Below are 16,989 nucleotides of genomic sequence, written 5' to 3' on the forward strand. Positions count from 1 at the left end.
CAAGGCTCCCGCCAGGCCGCCATCGAACATCTTCTACGGCAATCTATTGCATCAATCGAACATGTCGTGGTCGTGGGTGACCATGACTGTCACCACGCCTTTCTCCCGCCTTGTTCGGCGAGCAGCCCTCGCTGCTGTGGGCACGGTCCCATGCCGCCTTCAGCTCATCAATGCGCAAACCTTCGCCCCGAAAAGGGCCCGTGCAATCCCGATGCGCTGCGGGGGGCGAACAGTAGTTCGCGGAGTGCAACGAAGATAGACAGTCCTAAATTCGTGGGAAAGAAGTCGATCCTGCACCCCACCGGCGTCTTTCCGATGTGCCGTCAGAAAGATGGGCCAACAATTACCAACAACTTCGGGCGCAAGGAATAAACCTGCAAACGGGTCTTGCGGAATGTCGAATCTAGAATCTAGACTCTAGGGAACGACCGGGGTGTGGTCGGGATCACTGAGAGGGAAAGCAATGTCGCTTGCACTTGCCGCGTTGTCACACGCGCCATCATTTGGAAACGTCGATCCGGGCGGAACGATCTTCGCCGAAATTAATGAGGCCCTGGGAGAAGTCCGCCCATTCGTTGCGGACTTCGACCCGGACGTCACCGTCATTTTCGGCCCGGATCACTTCAACGGCGTCCTGTACTCGATGATGCCGCCGTTCGCCATTGGTGCGCAGGCCGTGGGAGTCGGTGATTACGGCACGGGGGAGGGGCCGCTTCCCGTCGATTCCGTTACAGCACGGCAACTGCACGCACTGACCATCGCCCAGGGGATCGACATCGCCCGCTCCGAGCGACTGGAGGTTGACCACGGCGTCATGCAGCCCCTGGAATTCCTCTTCGGTGCAGGTTTCACCCGTCCTTTTGTTCCCGTCTTCGTGAATGCGATCGGCAAGCCCCTGACCCCCATGGCGCGCATCCGCTTGATGGGCGAGGCCTTGGGCCGTGCTGCCCAGCAGTTGGATAAGCGAGTCCTATTGGTGGCATCCGGCGGACTTTCGCACAACCCGCCGATTCCCGAGTACGACGGTTCGCCGGAGCCGGTCCAGCAGCGGCTGGTGTCCTACTCGCCGTCGAAGGAGGACCGGGCGGCCAGGGAAGGGAAGATCATACAGGGCATTCAGGCAATTGCCGAAGGACGCGCATCCAGCGCTCCCCTTAATGAGGAATGGGACCAGAAGTTGATGAAGGTGTTCCGTTCGGGCTCCCTGAGTGACGTAGACAGCTGGGACAACGACGAATTCATCGCCGAAGGCGGAAGCGCCGCCCACGAGATGCGTTCGTGGATCGCCGCGTTCAGCGCATTGTCGACGGCGGGGGACTACCGCATGGTTGTTGACCGCTACTGGCCCGTCAAGACCTGGGGTGCCGGCTTCGGCATCACCGCTGCCATTCCCCAAGACTCATGACCCGCAAAACAATGTGGGGGGAGATTGCCGATCTTCCCCACACCCTCGAGTATGTTCAGGCAGGTCCGTGGCGGACACGGGTTCTCACGGTGGGCGCCGGCGAGCAAACCGTGGTCCTGCTCAACGGCACCAGCGGGCACATCGAAGCGTGGACGCACAACATTCGTGCACTGGCGAAGAAGTACAGGGTCATCGGTTACGACTACCCCGGGCATGGCTTTTCCACGTTGGCTGATGCCGACCTGGAAATCCCGGACTACGAGGCACATCTCCTGGAACTCCTGGACGTGCTCGGCTTGGACAAGGTTCACCTCCTGGGGGAGTCCCTGGGCGGGTGGATCGCCATCAAGTTCGCCGCGCACCACCCCGAGCGCCTGCACACCATTGTCCTCAGCGCTCCCGGCGGCCGCATGGTGGGCCCTATGTCCATGGATCGGGTCAGCCCAATCAGCCGCAGGGCCGTGGAGGACCCCACCTACGAGAACGTCAAAGCGCGGCTCCAGGTGGTCATCCACAATCCCGAACAGATCACGGACGAACTGGTGGAAGTACGGCGCGCTGTCTACGGCCGGCCGGGCTTCATCACCTCCATGGAGCACATCATGGCGCTCCAGGTTCCGGACATCCGTGCCCGGAACCAGGTGACCAAGGAAGACTACGCTGCCATCCCGGTTCCAGCCCTGCTCGTCTGGACGGACCATGAGCCGACCGGCGGCGTGGCGACGGGCGAGACCTTGGCGGCCGCAATTCCGGACGGCGAATTCACGCTGATCCGCAACGCCGCCCATTGGCCGCAGTGGGAGGATCCCGCGACATTCAACGCAAAAGCACTCGACTTCCTCAGCAGAAAGGCGTGATGAAGATGCCGGACATCATTACGGAGATCGCGGACGATCTCTACAAGGCGCGCATCACGCGCACCCCTATCGAATTTGTTCGCCACCGACTGCCGGAGAAGGACAAGGACGCCGCCTACCGCATCTCCGAGCTCGTCACCCAGCAGCGCGAAGCCGTGGAAGGCCGCCGTCGTGTTGGCCGAAAGGTTGGGCTGACCAACCCTGTGGTTCAGGAGCGTGCCGGCGTGGACGAGCCGGACTACGGCATCATCCTCGACGACATGGTCTTCGAATCCCCTGTTGAGCGGCCGTCGTCAGCGTACTTCCACCCCAAAATCGAAGCCGAACTGGCTTTCATCCTCAAGTCGGACATCCTGGACACCGACTTGGCATCTGTGGAAGCCGCCATCGATTACGTCACCCCTGCAATGGAACTGGTGGATAACCGCTATCACAGCTACAAGATGGGCATCGTGGACACGATCGCCGATAACGCCGCGTGCGAGGGAATCGTTACCGGATCTGTCCGCATCCCCTACGGCGAAGTCGACCTCAAACAAGTGGAGATGGTCCTCTACCGCGGCAACGAGGAACTGACGCGCGGCGTCGGAGGCAACGTCATGGGTGATCCCATCAACGCAGTCCAGTGGTTGGCGGAAACCTCATTGAGGATCGGCAAACCCCTTCGCGCGGGAGAGATCCTGCTCTCCGGATCCATCGGCCTGATCGTGGACTGGGATCCCAACGTCACGTACACGGCTAGGTACTCCCACGGGTTCGGAGACGTCGTCGCACACCTGACGGAGGCCGTCGATGCGTAAGATAACCGTTGAAACCCGGGTGGCCATCGAGGCGCTCGTCGCGGAACTTCTGTGGCGACTCGACCACGGCAAAGCTGACACGACGTGGGAGCTCTACACCGAAGACGCAGTTTCCACCGGCCCCCTTGGAGACATGGACGGGCGGGAGGCCATCAAGGCCTGGGGCGAACGTCGTGCCAAGGTCACGGGAGTGGTGGGCCGCCACCTCATCGGCGGTATCCGTTTGGAATGGGTAGGCGACGAACTCCATGGCTGGACGCAGTACCTGACGTTCCGCGACTCTTCGGAGAATCCGCTGATGCCCGCCAGCGTAGGTGAATTCCGGGAGGTTTACCGCGAGGTGGATGGCGAGTGGAAGATCGCGCGCCGCGAGATCGACCCCATCTTCGGCGGCATGAACGCTGCCGCGCACGCCAAGCGCCTGACGGAAAGCGCCGTCAAATGAAGTGGGAGAGCCGCGGCGGTCGGCCGCCGGCACTGTTGCACCAGGCCATCCCTTCCCTCGCCGTCACGGAGTGGGCGTTGGCTGCCGGTTACGACGGCGTGGTGGTCGACCTGCAGCACGGCGAAGTGGGACTCGAAGCAGCCTGCGCCATGCTGCGGGCCGCACCGCGGGATTCCGCCTACGCCTATGCGCGGGTGGGAAGCCTGGATCCGGCCCCCATCCTTCGCCTACTCGACAGCGGCGCACGCGGAATCATCGCCCCCACCATCGAGTCGGGCGAGCAAGCGCGAATGCTGGTGGAGGTCACCAAGTACCCCGGCGTGGGCAACCGTAGTCTCGGTCCCAGCAGGCCTGCCCTCTATAAGGGAGAGTCCTACACCGAAGCGGGCAACGTTGCAGTGTCTACCATCGCCCAGATTGAAACAGTGGCGGGCCTGAAGAACGCGGAAGAGATTGTCACGACTCCCGGCCTGGACTCCATCTACATCGGACCGGCGGACCTGGCCGTATCCTTCGGTCTTCCCGGCAGGGGAGACTGGGAGGACGGACCTGTCCGGGAAGCCATCATCGACTTGGCAGCTTTGACGAGGGAACACGGCGTGACCTTGGGCATCTATTCGGGCTCCGGTACCTATGCCGCCGACCTTCTTGACCGGGACCTCGTCGACTATGTCGGCCTCGGCATTGACCTTGTATTCCTTAGCCGTGCGGCCCAAGAATCCATCAAGACCCTGAGGGGCACAAAATGAGCGACCGCAGGGACGTTATTATCATCGGAGCCGGTCCGGTCGGATTGACCTTGGCCAACCTCCTTGGCCAGTTTGGCGTGAGTACGGTGGTCTTCGAAGGCCGCGACGAGCTCATCGACTACCCCCGCGCCGTGGGCATTGACGACGAAGCGCTCCGGACGATGCAGACCATTGGGCTGGTGGACAAGGTGCTTCCGCACACGGTCCCCGACCAGAAGATCCGCATCATCAACGGCGACCGCAAGATCCTCGCAGAGATCAACCCCACCACCCGTGAGTTCGGTTGGCCCCGACGTAACGGCTTTATCCAGCCACTCGTTGATAAGGCCCTACTCGAGGGGCTGGCGCGGTACCCCCATGTGGAGGTGCGTTTCGGTTGCCGGGTGGAGGCTTTCGCATCGGATTCCGACGGCGTCACCGCCACGGTCAGCACGCCCACCGGTGCGGAGCGGATTACGGGCAGCTACGTCGTGGGTTGCGACGGTGGCCGCTCGCTGACCCGTCAGCACCTGGGGCTCAAGTTCGAAGGCGAAACCCGATCGACGCGCGGACTCGTGATCGACGTCGCGAACGATCCCATCGGCACACCGCACGCGGTATTCGGTGGAGACCCAAGCCGCGGCTACGCAACCCTTAGCCTGCCCCACGGCATCCGGCGCTGGGAGTTCACGCTGTTTGAAGGGGAATCGGAAGAGTTGGCCGAAGATGATGAGTTCGTCTTCGCCCTGCTTGCCCCCCACGTGCCCGATCCCGCGAGCCTGGATATCATCCGCCGTCGGGTCTATGCCCATCACGCCCGGGTCGCAGAGAAGTTCCGCGTAGGCCGCTTCCTTCTGGCCGGCGACGCTGCACACGTTATGCCTGTGGTGGCTGGTCAAGGGTGGAACTCCGGAATCCGGGATGCCTTGAATCTGGGCTGGAAACTCGCGGCCGTCGTCCAGGGGAAAGCAAGTGACCGGTTGCTTGATTCCTACGAAGACGAGCGCCGGGAGCACGTGAAGGCCATGGTGGCGTTGTCGCTGAACATGGCGAACCTGGTCACAGACCACAACAGGCTCCGCACGGCTGTCCGCGATATGGCTGCCGCCGTGGTGGACCGGCTCCCCAGGGCCCGCGCACGCCTGAACAGCCAAGGCTATAAGCCTATGCCGAAGTACGATCACGGCGTTGTGGTTCCGTCGAAGCTCCCGACGTGGAAGTCCTTGCCCGACCGGGAAGACGCTCCGCGGACGGTGGGAACCCTGTTCCCTCAGCCCACAGTCCGCAGCGAGGACGGTAAGTCGGTCCTGCTGGACGATGCCACCGGCCAAGGCTGGCGTGTGGTGGTCTGGAACAACGATCCCATGGCGTTCGTGAGTGAGGTCGCGGCAGAGAAGCTCGGACGGCTTGGCGGCGTTCTGGTCCATGCAGTGCCGGCCACGCAGTTGCCGTGGGCCAAAGTTGCTGCTGCACCCGGCGTTCGCGTTGTTGGTGACGAAAGCGGCGTCCTGAAGTCCTGGTTCGACGAGAGGCCCTTCTCGGCGATCGTTGTGCGTCCGGACCACGTGGTGGCTGCGGAGTGTCTCGCGCAAGAGCTCAGCGGTGTTCTGGACGAGGTCTTCAGCGTGGCTGACGTCACACTTACGCCTCAGAACGCATAACATATTTAAGAATGCATAACCTGTTGGCAAAGGCTTAATTAGCAAAATACTGTTGCTGCAACTCGTCGCTGAAGACGGCAGGCAAAGGCCCGCGCAGCAATCACTCAAGGGAGAGCGAATCGATGAATATCAACAAAACCCGCGCAGCGGCCGTCGGCGCCGTAGCCTTGGCACTGGCGCTCAGCGGCTGCGCATCCGGATCTGTCGACGGCAGCGCCCCCGCTGCTGCGGACAGCAGCTCCGGAGCGCTCACCAAGGTCACCTACGGCATCTTCCCGTCCAACACCGTGGCAGCCTTCCAGGTTGCCAAGGACAGAGGCTTCTTCGAAAAGCATGGAATCGATTTGCAGCTGGTAGTGGGCGCAGGCAGCAGTGCGGCACAGCTGCCTGCGCTGGCGACCGGTGACCTGGACTTCATGCTGGCAAGCCCTGTGACGGCGTTGACGGCCACCACCCAGGGGCTCGATGTCCGCATCGTTGAAGGTGTCACCCAGAATGACCCCAAAATCGTTGAAGACTCCACCGCCGTGGTAGTGGGTGCCTCATCCACCATCAAATCTGCCCGGGACCTTGAAGGTAAAAAGGTTTCCGTCAACGCGCTGGGTGGCATCGGCGAGATCGGCATCCGTGAAGCCATTGCCAAGGACGGCGGCGACCCGAAGAAGGTGACCTTCGTCCAGTTGTCCTTCCCGGAAGTTGCAGCCCAGATCGAAGCCGGCCAGATCGACGCCGGTATGGCAGGCTCTCCCTTCATCCAGCAGGTAGTGTCCAAGGGCGGCCGTGTCGTCAGCGACTTCATCCACGACACCGGCCTTGGCGCCAACGAACTGGTCTCCATCTCCAGCGGCAAACTGGTGCAAAGCGATCCGGACAAGGTCAAGCGGTTCACGGAAGCCATGAAGGAAGCCCTGCCTTTCCTGACCCAAAACAATGATCTGATCCGCGACGCCATGCCGGCGGCCCTGGGCACCGATCCCGCGGCTTCGAAGAAGGCCCAACTCTCGCTCTACAACCCGGATGTCTCACAGGAGACAATCCAGTTGTTTGCGGATCTGCTCGTCAAGTACGGCATCGTGAACACCACGCCCGATGTGGCCAAGGTGATCTGGAAACCATAAAGCCGCTGGCGGGGGCCGCTCCCCCCTGCGGCCCCCGCCAGCCACTGATCGCACAAATGAGAGCAGAACAAAACCGTGGAAACGCAAAGTCCAACGCTGAGGAGCGTGGCTGTGAGTGCCCCGCCTGCGCGGGAACACAGAGTGCGTCGTGCTGACCGGTGGATTGCTGTGGGACCCTACGTCCTGGGCGTCGCCGGCATCCTGGCGGCACTCATCGCCTGGGAACTCTTCTCCGCCTTTGGCCCAGTCAGCCAGCACCACCTGCCACCACCATCGGTGGTCATTCCTACCCTCCTTAAAAACTTCACCTTCACCCAGTTCTGGCTCACCGTGGGCCAGACGATGTGGGCCTGGTTCCTTGGCCTGACCATCGCCACGCTGGGCGGCCTCGCAGTGGGCTTGCTCATCGGTTCGAGCCGCTTCCTGCGCGCTGCAACCCACACCACGGTCGAGTTCCTGCGTCCCATTCCTGCTGTAGGCCTGATTCCCTTGGCCGCACTGTTCTTTGGACCGCGGATCGGCGCCGAACTCCTGATTGTGGTTTACGGCTGTTTTTGGATTGTCCTGATCCAGGCCATGTACGGCATCACGGACATTGACAAGGTGGCCGACGACACCGTTCGCACGCTGCGGATGACGTGGCTTCAGCGGGTTCGGCACCTGGTATTGCCCACGCTCCTGCCGTACCTGATGACCGGCATCCGCCTTGCTGCCACGGTTGCCCTGATCCTTGCGATCAGTTCCGAACTCATCGTCGGTACGCCCGGAATAGGCCGGGCAGTGGCGCAGGCCCAGTTGAACGACAACCCGGCGGCGATGATCGCACTGATCCTGACATCCGGCCTCCTGGGCATCCTGGTGAACCTTATTTTCCGCTTCATCGAGCGCAAGGTGCTGTTCTGGCACAGCTCGGTCCGTTCGGAGGTGGCGGCATGATCGTCCTCAAGCGCCTCGGCATGTGGTTCGGCCTGCCGACAGTCCTCATTGCCATCTGGTGGGCGTTCACAGCCCAGGGAGCCAACTTCTTCGTTCCCAAGCCGGACAAACTGGCTACCACGTTCATCAACGTGTGGTTCAGCGAGAAGTTCTTCACCGACGTCGTGCCCAGCATGGGCCGGCTGCTCATCAGCCTTGCCGTCTCCCTGATACTCGGGGTCGCGCTGGGGATCGCCATCGGGCTCTCACGCAGCTTGCGCTGGTTCCTGGAACCCCTGCTGGAATTCATCCGGGCAGTGCCTTCAACCATCCTCATCCCGGTGCTGCTCCTGCTCATCGGCATCAATGACACGATGAAGATCACGGTGATCGTCCTGGGCTGCCTCTGGCCTATCCTGCTCAATACGATCGAAGGCGTGCGGTCCCTAGACGAAGTGCTGAAGAACACGGCGCTCGTCTACCGGCTGCGCGGCTTCGACCGCATACGCTACCTGGTGCTTCCCGGCGCTTCGCCGCTCATCATGGCCGGTATCCGGCATAGCCTTGCGGTGGGGCTTATCCTCTTGGTCGTCTCGGAAATGTTCGCGTCGACCGACGGTATTGGCTACTCCATTATCAACTTCCAGAACCGCATCGCGATCCCCGAAATGTGGAGCGGAATATTTCTCCTGGGGATCATAGGAGTGCTGCTTTCGGTGGTATTCCAGGCAATCCAGAAGCGGGTTCTGGGATGGTACTACGGTCTGAAGGAGGCCTCCAATGACGGCTAGCAAGTCGGATATCCGGCTCAGTGTCCAGCAGGTGCGCAAGGTATATAGTGCAGGCACACGGAACGAGGTGGAGGCCGTACGGTCACTGACATTTGATCTCCACGCCGGCGAGTTCGCCTGCCTGGTCGGGCCCTCCGGTTCCGGAAAGACGACGCTGCTCAAATGCATTGCCGGGCTCCTGGATCCAACATCCGGTGAAGTGGTCCTGGACGGCAAGCGCGTCTCCGGGCCCGCCGAGGGCATGGCCGTGGTCTTCCAGGAATACAGCCGCAGCCTCTTCCCTTGGTTGAGCGTCGAGGACAACGTCGAGCTGCCGCTCAAGACCTCCGGCGTGCCCAAGGCTGAGCGTAAGGACCGGGTCAAGGATGCGCTTGAGGCAGTCACCCTGTCCCACGCTGCCAAGAGCTACCCGTGGCAGCTCTCCGGCGGCATGCAGCAGCGCGTGGCGATCGCCCGTGCCGTGGCTTCCAACCCGAGCGTCCTGCTCATGGACGAGCCCTTCGCGGCCGTCGACGCGCAAACCCGCGGAGAGCTGGAGGACCTGGTCCGTGAAGTCTGGAAGCGGTTGGACATGACCATCCTCTTCGTGACCCATGACATTGACGAGTCCGTCTACCTGGCTGAACGCGTCCTGGTGTTGTCCAGCTCGCCCACTATTGTCCAGGCTGACATCCACATAGACCTTTCCGATGTCCGCAGCCAAGCTGACACACGGTCCCTGCACCGCTTCGGCGAACTTCGCCACCAGGTGTACGAGGAGGTTCAGTTCGCCAAGACCAACCCGGGCGGCGAACGGATGTCCGCCCGGGATGGGTTGCACGCATGAGCCCGCGGGCAGACGCCGAGGCAAGGAGCAACGGAGGAGACAGGCCGGAGGCAGGCAAGCGGCGCCGGGTCCACCAGTCCACCCCGGAGAACGAACGTGCCATCCTGGAAGCCGTGCTGCAGCTGGCCGTGAAGGTGGGCTACGAGGGAACGACTATGGCAGAGGTGGCCCGCGTGGCCGGACTGCCGATCGGCTCGGTGTACTGGCATTTTGAGAACAAGGAAGGCTTGTTCGCCGCCCTGATCGACTACTGCTTCGAGCACTGGAAGACGCGCCACCGCGGCCCGGAAAACAGGGCCATTCTCCGCACGAGTATCGCAGGTTCCGCGGCGAACTCCGCCGATCCTGCCAATGCGCAGGAAGCGTTCTGGATTATCGGCCTGCTCTTCGCGCTTGAGAAGCGGTTGGCGGGCAACGCGGCACGCCAGAAGTACTTGGAAGTCCGTGAGGAGATGTATGAACTCATGGTTGAGGCAGTGACGCCCGGCATCCCGCAGGAAGCGCTGGACGTCAAGCCGGATCTCGCCCGCAAGGTGGTCATGCTCGGCCGCGCTCTGACAGACGGGTTCTACATTTCGGCGTCGGCCGGGGACCAGATTGACTTCGCCGAGGCAGCAGAGCTTTCTGCCCTGGCCATGGAAAAACTCGTGCAGCACTACGCTGAGCTGGGTGCCATGGGGGAGCGGGCATGAAAAGCCAGGACCGCGTCGCACTGATAGTTGGAGGCGGACGCGGGATCGCGGGCGCAGCTATCCGGGCCTTGGCGGCGGACGGATTCCGGGTTGCTGGCATGTCCCCGTCGGGAAGTGCCATGGAACTGGCCCACAGACTGGGCGGGGTGGGTCTGGAAGGTTCCAACCGCTCCGTCGCGGATCTTGAGGCGATCACGGAGCTGGCGCTGTCCGCATTCGGGCGTATCGACGTCGTCATCAACAGCTCCGGCCACGCTGCCAGGAAGCCGGTGCTGGAGATCAGCGATGACGAATGGACCGAAGGTTACGAGCTGTACCTTTTGAACGTCATCCGGATCGCGAGAATCGTAACCCCCCATTTGCTTGCTGCCGGCGGGGGATCGATTGTCAACGTCTCCACCAGTTCACCCTATGAACCGAACCCTAACTACCCGGTCTCCGGGACTTTTCGTGCCGCCCTGGGTTCCTTTACCAAGCTGTATTCCGACGAGTACGGGCCGTCCGGGATCCGGATGAACAACGTCCTGCCTGGCTTCACCAAGGAAGACCCCGATGCCGTGCCGCCTGAGTGGACGACCCGCATACCACTTCGCAGGGCTGCAGGTACCGACGAGGTAGCCAGCGTAGTCCGTTTCCTCGCCAGCCGGGAATCAAGCTACATCACAGGCCAGAACATCCGCGTGGATGGTGGCGCGTCGCGCTCCGTCTAAGGGCTGGCACCTGAAAGAAAGGCTTTTTAAGGACTTCCCGGGTGGCGTTCTTCGGCTTCAGGGTTTCGGACGTCATCGGCCAGGATTTTGCATACTTCCTGCGGTGGCCAACCGGACCATCATGGCATTGCCCTCATCAATGGTCGTGGTTCCCTGCACCACCACGCCTGGCAGGCGCAGTTTGTCGCGGGTCTTGGATGGCTGGGCGACGGGCTGTCGCACGACCGCAGGCTGATCTGGGGCCCGGTGCGGCACGGCGCCGGGCATCACATCGCGTTTATTACGTTGAGCCGAATGGCAGGGGGTGGAGTTGTACACCGATCTGGAGCACATTCATGAGGTTAACCGTCCTCCCATCGAATGGGACCAGGGCGACCGGACGTGGTTAGACCGGTGGGGCGTCTGCAACGGCGAAGACTTCCGTTTCCACGGAGCCTTTCCCATCGCAGTGAAGTAGAACCGGACCGGGCTGCCCCTACTTCCTCGGGAGCCCGCCTCGGGAGGCTGGATGGAGGCTTCAATGTGTCCCGGGACGGCTGGCCGGCTCAATGGCAAGAGGGAGGCCGTATTCCTCCACACTGCCCGCAAGTGCGCCCCACAGCGGAGTTCTTCCCCTCCGCAATCAAGAAGCCCGGGGGCCTGGAGCAGCACTTGGTGCAGTAAAAGTGCATACGCACTTACCCTCGCTATACATTCATGGTTTAATAATGCATTATCGAACTTGATTCACAAATACAGGTACGGCCGCGATGAACGACCCGGCCGCAGAAAGGACAAATATGCGCTACGCGAGTTACCTCAATCACGACGGTCAGGCCACGTGGGGCCTTGAAGCCGATGGAGAGCTTCTGGACCTTGGGCCCAGCGGCGCCAACCTCAGCCCGTCCCTGCAAACGGCGATCGTGGAAGGCTTGCTGTCCGCCCCCTTGGCATCAGACAACGCGCGGACGCAGCCGGTGGAAGGGACCACATTCCTGCCTCTTCTGTCCACCCCCGGGAAGGTGATCTGCATCGGCGTCAACTACAGGAGCCACCAAGAAGAAACCGGACGCGACTCGGTCGGCAAGCCCACCGTCTTCGCACGTTTCTCAGATACCCTGGCTGCCCACGGCGCAGACCTGCCGATCCCCGCCGAAAGCTCCATGTACGACTACGAGGGCGAGGTTGCCCTGGTGATCGGAGCGCACGCAGACCATGTCAAGCCGGAAGAGGCTTGGAACTACATTGCCGGCTACGCAGCGTTCAACGACTTCAGCGCCCGGGACTGGCAGCGCCACACGGGCCAGTGGACCCCTGGCAAGAACTTCCCGCTCAGCGGAGCGTTCGGCCCATACTTCATGTCCGCCGAGGAAGTCGGCGACGTCACCGAACTCGTGGTGGAAACCCGGGTCAACGGTGAGGTGCGGCAGCGTGCCGCCGTCGCTGACCTCATCTTCGACATCCCCGCCATCATCGAATACGTCACCGCGTTCACCCCGCTGGCTCCCGGCGACGTCATCGTCACCGGTACGCCCGGCGGTGTGGGGCTGTTCATGGAGCCGCCCACCTTCCTGGTCCCCGGAGACGTGGTTGAAGTCGAGGTCGGCAAGCTCGGCACCCTTCGCAACGTCCTCGTTGCTTAAGGATGCGTGGAGGTAGCACCATGGAGGACTTCGAAGTTGCGGTCGTGGGGGCCGGTCCCGTTGGACTGACGGCGGCCCTGTTGCTTGCCGACGGCGGTGCACGCGTTGTGCTGCTCGAAACCGCCACGGCGCCGATGGATCTGCCGCGGGCCATCAGCATCGCTGACGAGACCTTCCGGACGATGGACCGATTGGGCCTCGCGGACGCGCTGAAGGCGGAATCGCTGCTGGGAACCGGCAGCCGCTACTTCGGGCTGAATGACAGGCCACTTGCTTCGTCCACGCCTGTTCCCTCCCGCATCGGGCATCCTGCGAAGTCGCAGTTCGACCAGCCCGTGCTCGAAGAACTGCTGTGGAACAAGGCCCGGAACCACCAAGGGATCGAGTTCCTCGCCGGTGCCCAGGTAACTTCCATCAACCGGAAATCCGACGGCGTGTGCCTCGGATTCGAATCCGACGCCGGCGCCGGCACCGTGACGGCCTCCTGGCTTGTTGGGGCAGATGGTGGTCGCAGCTTTGTCCGCGAGAGCCTGGGCATCGACCTGGTAGGTTCCACCCAGCAGGAACGATGGATCGTGGTGGACTTGCTCAACGTCCCCGGGGCACGAGAACCCTTCGCAGAGTTCCATGGCAACGGGACCCGTCCCTACGTCCTCGTTCCTGGAATCAAGGGCCGCCTGCGGCTTGAGTTCATGCTTTTCGATCACGAAGACGCAGACGAAATGACGTCCCCGGAAAAGATCCTGGAGCTGTCCAGGCCCTTCCACCCGGAGCTCCGCACCGAAGACGTCCGGCGTGCCGTGGTCTATGTAGCGCACCAGCGACTGGCTCGCACGTACCGTTCGGGCCGCGCCTTCCTGATCGGGGATGCGGCACACCTAATGCCGCCCTTCTCCGGACAAGGACTGAACGCAGGCCTGCGGGACGCCCTGAACCTGAGCTGGAAGCTGCTGGAGGTGCTCCGCGGTGTGGGCACCGACCGCCTCCTGTCTACTTACGAGTCCGAACGTCGCACCCACGCGGCCAAGATGGTCAAGGTCTCGCGCAGGACCGGCGCGGTGGTCATGGCAGTCGGGGGGGTCCGGACCAATCTCCGGGATATTGCTTTCCGTACGGTCAGCCTGATTCCCGCTGTCCACCGGTACTTGGGGTCCATGCGGTTCATTACTCCGCCGGACTACCGCAACGGCGTGGCGATCAAAGCCGGTCGCGACATTGATCGCCGAGTAGCGGCCTGGGTGGGCCTTGCCCTGAGTCAGCCTTCAGTAGCCGACATGGACGGCTTCACAGCCCCGCTGGATTCTCACCTGGGTAGCGGCTGGGCACTCATCACCCTCGAAGCCGGAAGCACCCGAGCAGTTGTGGGAAACCAGTTCTGGTCCTTGCTCGGTGCCCGCCGGCTTCGATTGGGGGGACATCCCCCCGCATCACCCGGAAATGGCAACGAGCCACTCCTGATTGATAGCGGACGGGTCCTCGCATTACCGGGGCTGACGAAACCTCACACAGTCGTGGTTCGACCGGACCGCTACGTCGCCGCCGTGTTCACAGAGCACAGTGAGCAGGCTGTCATCAACAAACTGCGGTCGTATGTCGACCCGCTCACGCCGCGCTGAACAACCAAGGAGGAAAGAATGCCCAGCATGCAGGGAACGAGGTCTGGAACGACGCGGTTTGACGACCTCTACTGGGAGGCAAACGCGGAGCCTATTGTCGAGGACGACGGCGAACTGGAAAAGATCATTGCGCAGGCGGAACTCCCCGTCCTGCTAACCGCCATCGCGGCGGCGCTGGGCGATACCTCGTTCCTCACCAGCGACTTGCAGCCGCCCCTGACGTTGGTGGACACACAGCCCCATCCGCACGGTGGCATGTCCGCGGAGCAGCAGGAGCGGGCCAAGGCCCTTGCCTTGGAGGGCCTGCGGCAGCTACGTGACAAGGCAGTCACCAGCGTGGACCTGCTGGAGGGCAACACCGTCTCGGACCTCCTCGGCTTCCTCACAGGTGGCCGCGAACACTGGCACCCGTCGCTGAAGCATGAGCTCGATCTCGCCCCGGACAAGGGCGGGGCCCCTGGCTGGCAGTTTGAGGAGGTGGCTGATGGCCGTGACTTTCCCGTCCTGATCATCGGTGCAGGTATCGCCGGGATCGCAGCAGCCTACCGCTATTCCCAGGCGGGCGTGCCCTACACCGTGGTGGAGGATGCACCCACCCTGGGTGGCACCTGGGTTAAGAACACCTACCCCGGTGTGCGCCTCGATACGCCCACGTTCGGCTATTCGTATTCCTTCGCCCAGCGGGGGGACTGGCCCCACCAGTTCGCCGAAGGCGGTGACGTCCTGGACTACGTCCGGGATGTGGCCGAGCGTGCGGGCCTGGTGGAATCCATCGAGTTCAACACCCGTCTTGTCCGCTTGCTGTGGGACGAAGAATCCCGCATATGGAAGGCGACCACCCGCCATGGCGGGCAGGAGCAGGTGCGCACCTTTGCCGCCGTCGTAAGCGCCCTGGGGCAATTGGACCGGCCGAACATCCCCGACTTCCCGGGAGCCGATCAATACCGCGGGGTGACCATGCACTCCCAGGATTGGTCGCACGACGTCGACTACCGCGGCAAGCGCGTGGCGGTCATCGGCACGGGCGCCAGCGCCTACCAGATTGTGCCCGCGCTGGCCGATGACGTTTCCGGGCTGGTGCTGTTCCAGCGCAGCGCGCCGTGGATGCTGCCGGCACCGAATTATCACGACACTGTCAGCGGCACCTTTGACTGGTTGCGGCGCAAGGTGCCCCACTACGCCCAGTGGTACCGCCTGTGGGTGACTCTTCAGGGCATCCCGGGTCGCATGCACACAGTGACTGCCGAGGACGGCTGGCAGGGCGCCCCCTTAAGTGTCTCGGCAAAAAACCAGGAAGTCCGGGAGGTGCTGATCGAGTGCCTCAAGGAGCAGTTCGCAGACCGCCCTGAACTGCTGGAGAACGCCATTCCCAATTACCCGCCCGGTGCCAAGCGGATGCTGCGAGACAACGGTGTGTGGGCTGGGGCCCTCAAGTCCGAGCGCACCACGGTGATCACCGCCGGGATTGAACGGTTCTCCGAGAACGGGATCGTAGACAAGGACGGCGTTGAACACGAGGTGGACATCGTGGTTTTCGCCACCGGGTTCAAGCCCTCGGACTACCTTGACGAGGTGGAGGTTGTTGGCCGCGAGGGCGTGGAAATCCACGACTTCTGGAAGGGTGATGCCAGGGCCTACAACGGTGTCACTGTGCCCAATTTCCCGAACTTTTTCCTGATCTATGGCCCGAACGTTGGAGGAGTGGTGGCGGGAAGCCTGCATTTCATGATCGAGCGGGCCGTTGAGTTCTCCCTGAAGGCGGTCCACGAGGTCCTGCAGCGTGGCGCCTCCGCGATCGACGTCACGCCGGCAGCTCTGGAGCGCTTTGTGGAATGGGTCGACGCCGGAAACCGCCGGATGGCTTGGGGGCAGCCTTACGTGCGCAGTTGGTATCAGAACTCGCACGGCCGCGTGTCGCAAGTATGGCCTTACACCAGTGTTGAGTACTGGGAAGCGACGGAGACGGTCAAGGCCGACGATCACGAGTTCCTTGCGTAACGTCGCTGGCTTGCTTGGCACTGGCTGAGGGAACTTGTACAGCGTGAATTCGTTTACGGCGCGAGTCCAGGAGGCAGTCGGTTGCCCATGGATTCCCAGTACTTTTCTTCATCCCAGAGGTTTTACGACCGTTTCGGATACGCGCCGCGCTGGCGCGGAAGGCCAGGGGCCCGGTGGGCGCGAGTATCACATCGACAGCGCGCCGCCCTCACCCTCGGCCGTAGAACCCCTACCCAGATAGGAGACAACCCCCGATGCACAAAATTGCGGACATTGAAGTTCAGGAAAAAGCTGGGCTGAATGAAAAGCTCGACGCCGCAGTCGCAGCCGCTCATTCTGACCCACGGACAAAGGGGGGAATGGGGGTTCTTATAACCCGTCATGAACTTCACCACTTCACCGTGACCCTGTCACCCGACGTCCCATTCGGCCTGAGCCAAGAAAAAGATCAGGCATGACGCGGAGTCTCGAAGGAGCAATCGATGCCTCCCGCTAAGGTCAGCATCCCCGGTACCACGGGAAACACTTCCGGATCCAAGGCTATGCATCCACTGCTGGCCTGGACCAACATCCGCACCGGAGCTGCCATTGCTCTCCGGCTACGCGGGGGCCGGAAGCTGGTGGGCGTAGTGGAAACAGGAACAGCCGACGGCCTCGTCATCTGGATCAGAACCGACATGAACGAGCGCAAAATGATCCACTTCCATGATTGCGAATCCGTACAGACCCTAGACGATGAATGGTAAAGGACGGCTCCACGGTTGGGCAGGATAAGGAAGTGAACCGTCAGCTGAACCGGTCCGGC

The 16,989-nt window shown here is 62.4% G+C and carries 17 protein-coding genes; all 17 read left to right on the forward strand.

Annotated elements, in window-relative coordinates:
• The first annotated feature begins 463 nt into the window (after positions 1–463).
• The 17 genes from PUN51_RS12445 (at position 464) to PUN51_RS12525 (ending at position 16,930) form a co-directional block, all read left to right on the forward strand.
• Entirely contained in the window at positions 464–1,405 is a 942-nt protein-coding gene (locus tag PUN51_RS12445; protein WP_275181155.1) for a 3-carboxyethylcatechol 2,3-dioxygenase, read from the forward strand.
• Complete coding sequence (locus PUN51_RS12450) at positions 1,402–2,262, forward strand: alpha/beta fold hydrolase (protein ID WP_275181156.1); 861 nt, start codon at positions 1,402–1,404, stop codon at positions 2,260–2,262. Before PUN51_RS12445 ends, PUN51_RS12450 begins: the two co-directional genes overlap by 4 nt.
• Entirely contained in the window at positions 2,262–3,062 is an 801-nt protein-coding gene (locus PUN51_RS12455) for a 2-keto-4-pentenoate hydratase (protein WP_275181157.1), read from the forward strand. The genes PUN51_RS12450 and PUN51_RS12455 overlap by 1 nt, the downstream gene beginning before the upstream one ends.
• Complete coding sequence (locus PUN51_RS12460; protein WP_275181158.1) at positions 3,055–3,507, forward strand: nuclear transport factor 2 family protein; 453 nt, start codon at positions 3,055–3,057, stop codon at positions 3,505–3,507. Before PUN51_RS12455 ends, PUN51_RS12460 begins: the two co-directional genes overlap by 8 nt.
• A complete protein-coding gene (locus PUN51_RS12465; RefSeq protein ID WP_275181159.1) occupies positions 3,504–4,256 on the forward strand; it encodes an HpcH/HpaI aldolase family protein in 753 nt (250 codons plus the stop codon). Before PUN51_RS12460 ends, PUN51_RS12465 begins: the two co-directional genes overlap by 4 nt.
• A complete protein-coding gene (locus PUN51_RS12470; RefSeq protein ID WP_275181160.1) occupies positions 4,253–5,896 on the forward strand; it encodes a bifunctional 3-(3-hydroxy-phenyl)propionate/3-hydroxycinnamic acid hydroxylase in 1,644 nt (547 codons plus the stop codon). Before PUN51_RS12465 ends, PUN51_RS12470 begins: the two co-directional genes overlap by 4 nt.
• 122 nt (positions 5,897–6,018) lie before the next feature.
• Complete coding sequence (locus tag PUN51_RS12475; RefSeq protein ID WP_275181161.1) at positions 6,019–7,014, forward strand: ABC transporter substrate-binding protein; 996 nt, start codon at positions 6,019–6,021, stop codon at positions 7,012–7,014.
• A 168-nt stretch (positions 7,015–7,182) separates the two neighbouring features.
• Positions 7,183–7,950 carry an ABC transporter permease gene (locus PUN51_RS12480; RefSeq protein WP_275181162.1) on the forward strand — a complete coding sequence of 256 codons (768 nt, stop codon included), beginning with the start codon at positions 7,183–7,185 and terminating at the stop codon, positions 7,948–7,950.
• Complete coding sequence (locus PUN51_RS12485) at positions 7,947–8,720, forward strand: ABC transporter permease (protein ID WP_275181163.1); 774 nt, start codon at positions 7,947–7,949, stop codon at positions 8,718–8,720. Before PUN51_RS12480 ends, PUN51_RS12485 begins: the two co-directional genes overlap by 4 nt.
• Positions 8,710–9,546 carry an ABC transporter ATP-binding protein gene (locus PUN51_RS12490; RefSeq protein WP_275181164.1) on the forward strand — a complete coding sequence of 279 codons (837 nt, stop codon included), beginning with the start codon at positions 8,710–8,712 and terminating at the stop codon, positions 9,544–9,546. The genes PUN51_RS12485 and PUN51_RS12490 overlap by 11 nt, the downstream gene beginning before the upstream one ends.
• A complete protein-coding gene (locus tag PUN51_RS12495) occupies positions 9,543–10,238 on the forward strand; it encodes a TetR/AcrR family transcriptional regulator (RefSeq protein WP_275181165.1) in 696 nt (231 codons plus the stop codon). The genes PUN51_RS12490 and PUN51_RS12495 overlap by 4 nt, the downstream gene beginning before the upstream one ends.
• Positions 10,235–10,948 carry an SDR family oxidoreductase gene (locus tag PUN51_RS12500; protein ID WP_275181166.1) on the forward strand — a complete coding sequence of 238 codons (714 nt, stop codon included), beginning with the start codon at positions 10,235–10,237 and terminating at the stop codon, positions 10,946–10,948. The genes PUN51_RS12495 and PUN51_RS12500 overlap by 4 nt, the downstream gene beginning before the upstream one ends.
• 779 nt (positions 10,949–11,727) lie before the next feature.
• Positions 11,728–12,570, forward strand: coding sequence for a fumarylacetoacetate hydrolase family protein (locus PUN51_RS12505; protein WP_275181167.1), 843 nt, complete (start codon positions 11,728–11,730; stop codon positions 12,568–12,570).
• Between the two features lie 20 nt (positions 12,571–12,590).
• Positions 12,591–14,186: an FAD-dependent monooxygenase gene (locus tag PUN51_RS12510; protein ID WP_275181168.1), complete on the forward strand. Its 1,596-nt coding sequence runs from the start codon at positions 12,591–12,593 to the stop codon at positions 14,184–14,186.
• 18 nt (positions 14,187–14,204) lie between these two features.
• A complete protein-coding gene (locus PUN51_RS12515) occupies positions 14,205–16,184 on the forward strand; it encodes a flavin-containing monooxygenase (protein ID WP_275181169.1) in 1,980 nt (659 codons plus the stop codon).
• Between the two features lie 254 nt (positions 16,185–16,438).
• Entirely contained in the window at positions 16,439–16,642 is a 204-nt protein-coding gene (locus tag PUN51_RS12520) for a hypothetical protein (protein ID WP_275181170.1), read from the forward strand.
• A gap of 24 nt (positions 16,643–16,666) precedes the next feature.
• Positions 16,667–16,930, forward strand: coding sequence for a hypothetical protein (locus PUN51_RS12525; RefSeq protein WP_275181171.1), 264 nt, complete (start codon positions 16,667–16,669; stop codon positions 16,928–16,930).
• The last annotated feature ends 59 nt before the right edge of the window (positions 16,931–16,989 follow it).

The organism is Arthrobacter sp. NQ4 (assembly GCF_029077345.1).
GTDB lineage: Bacteria > Actinomycetota > Actinomycetes > Actinomycetales > Micrococcaceae > Arthrobacter.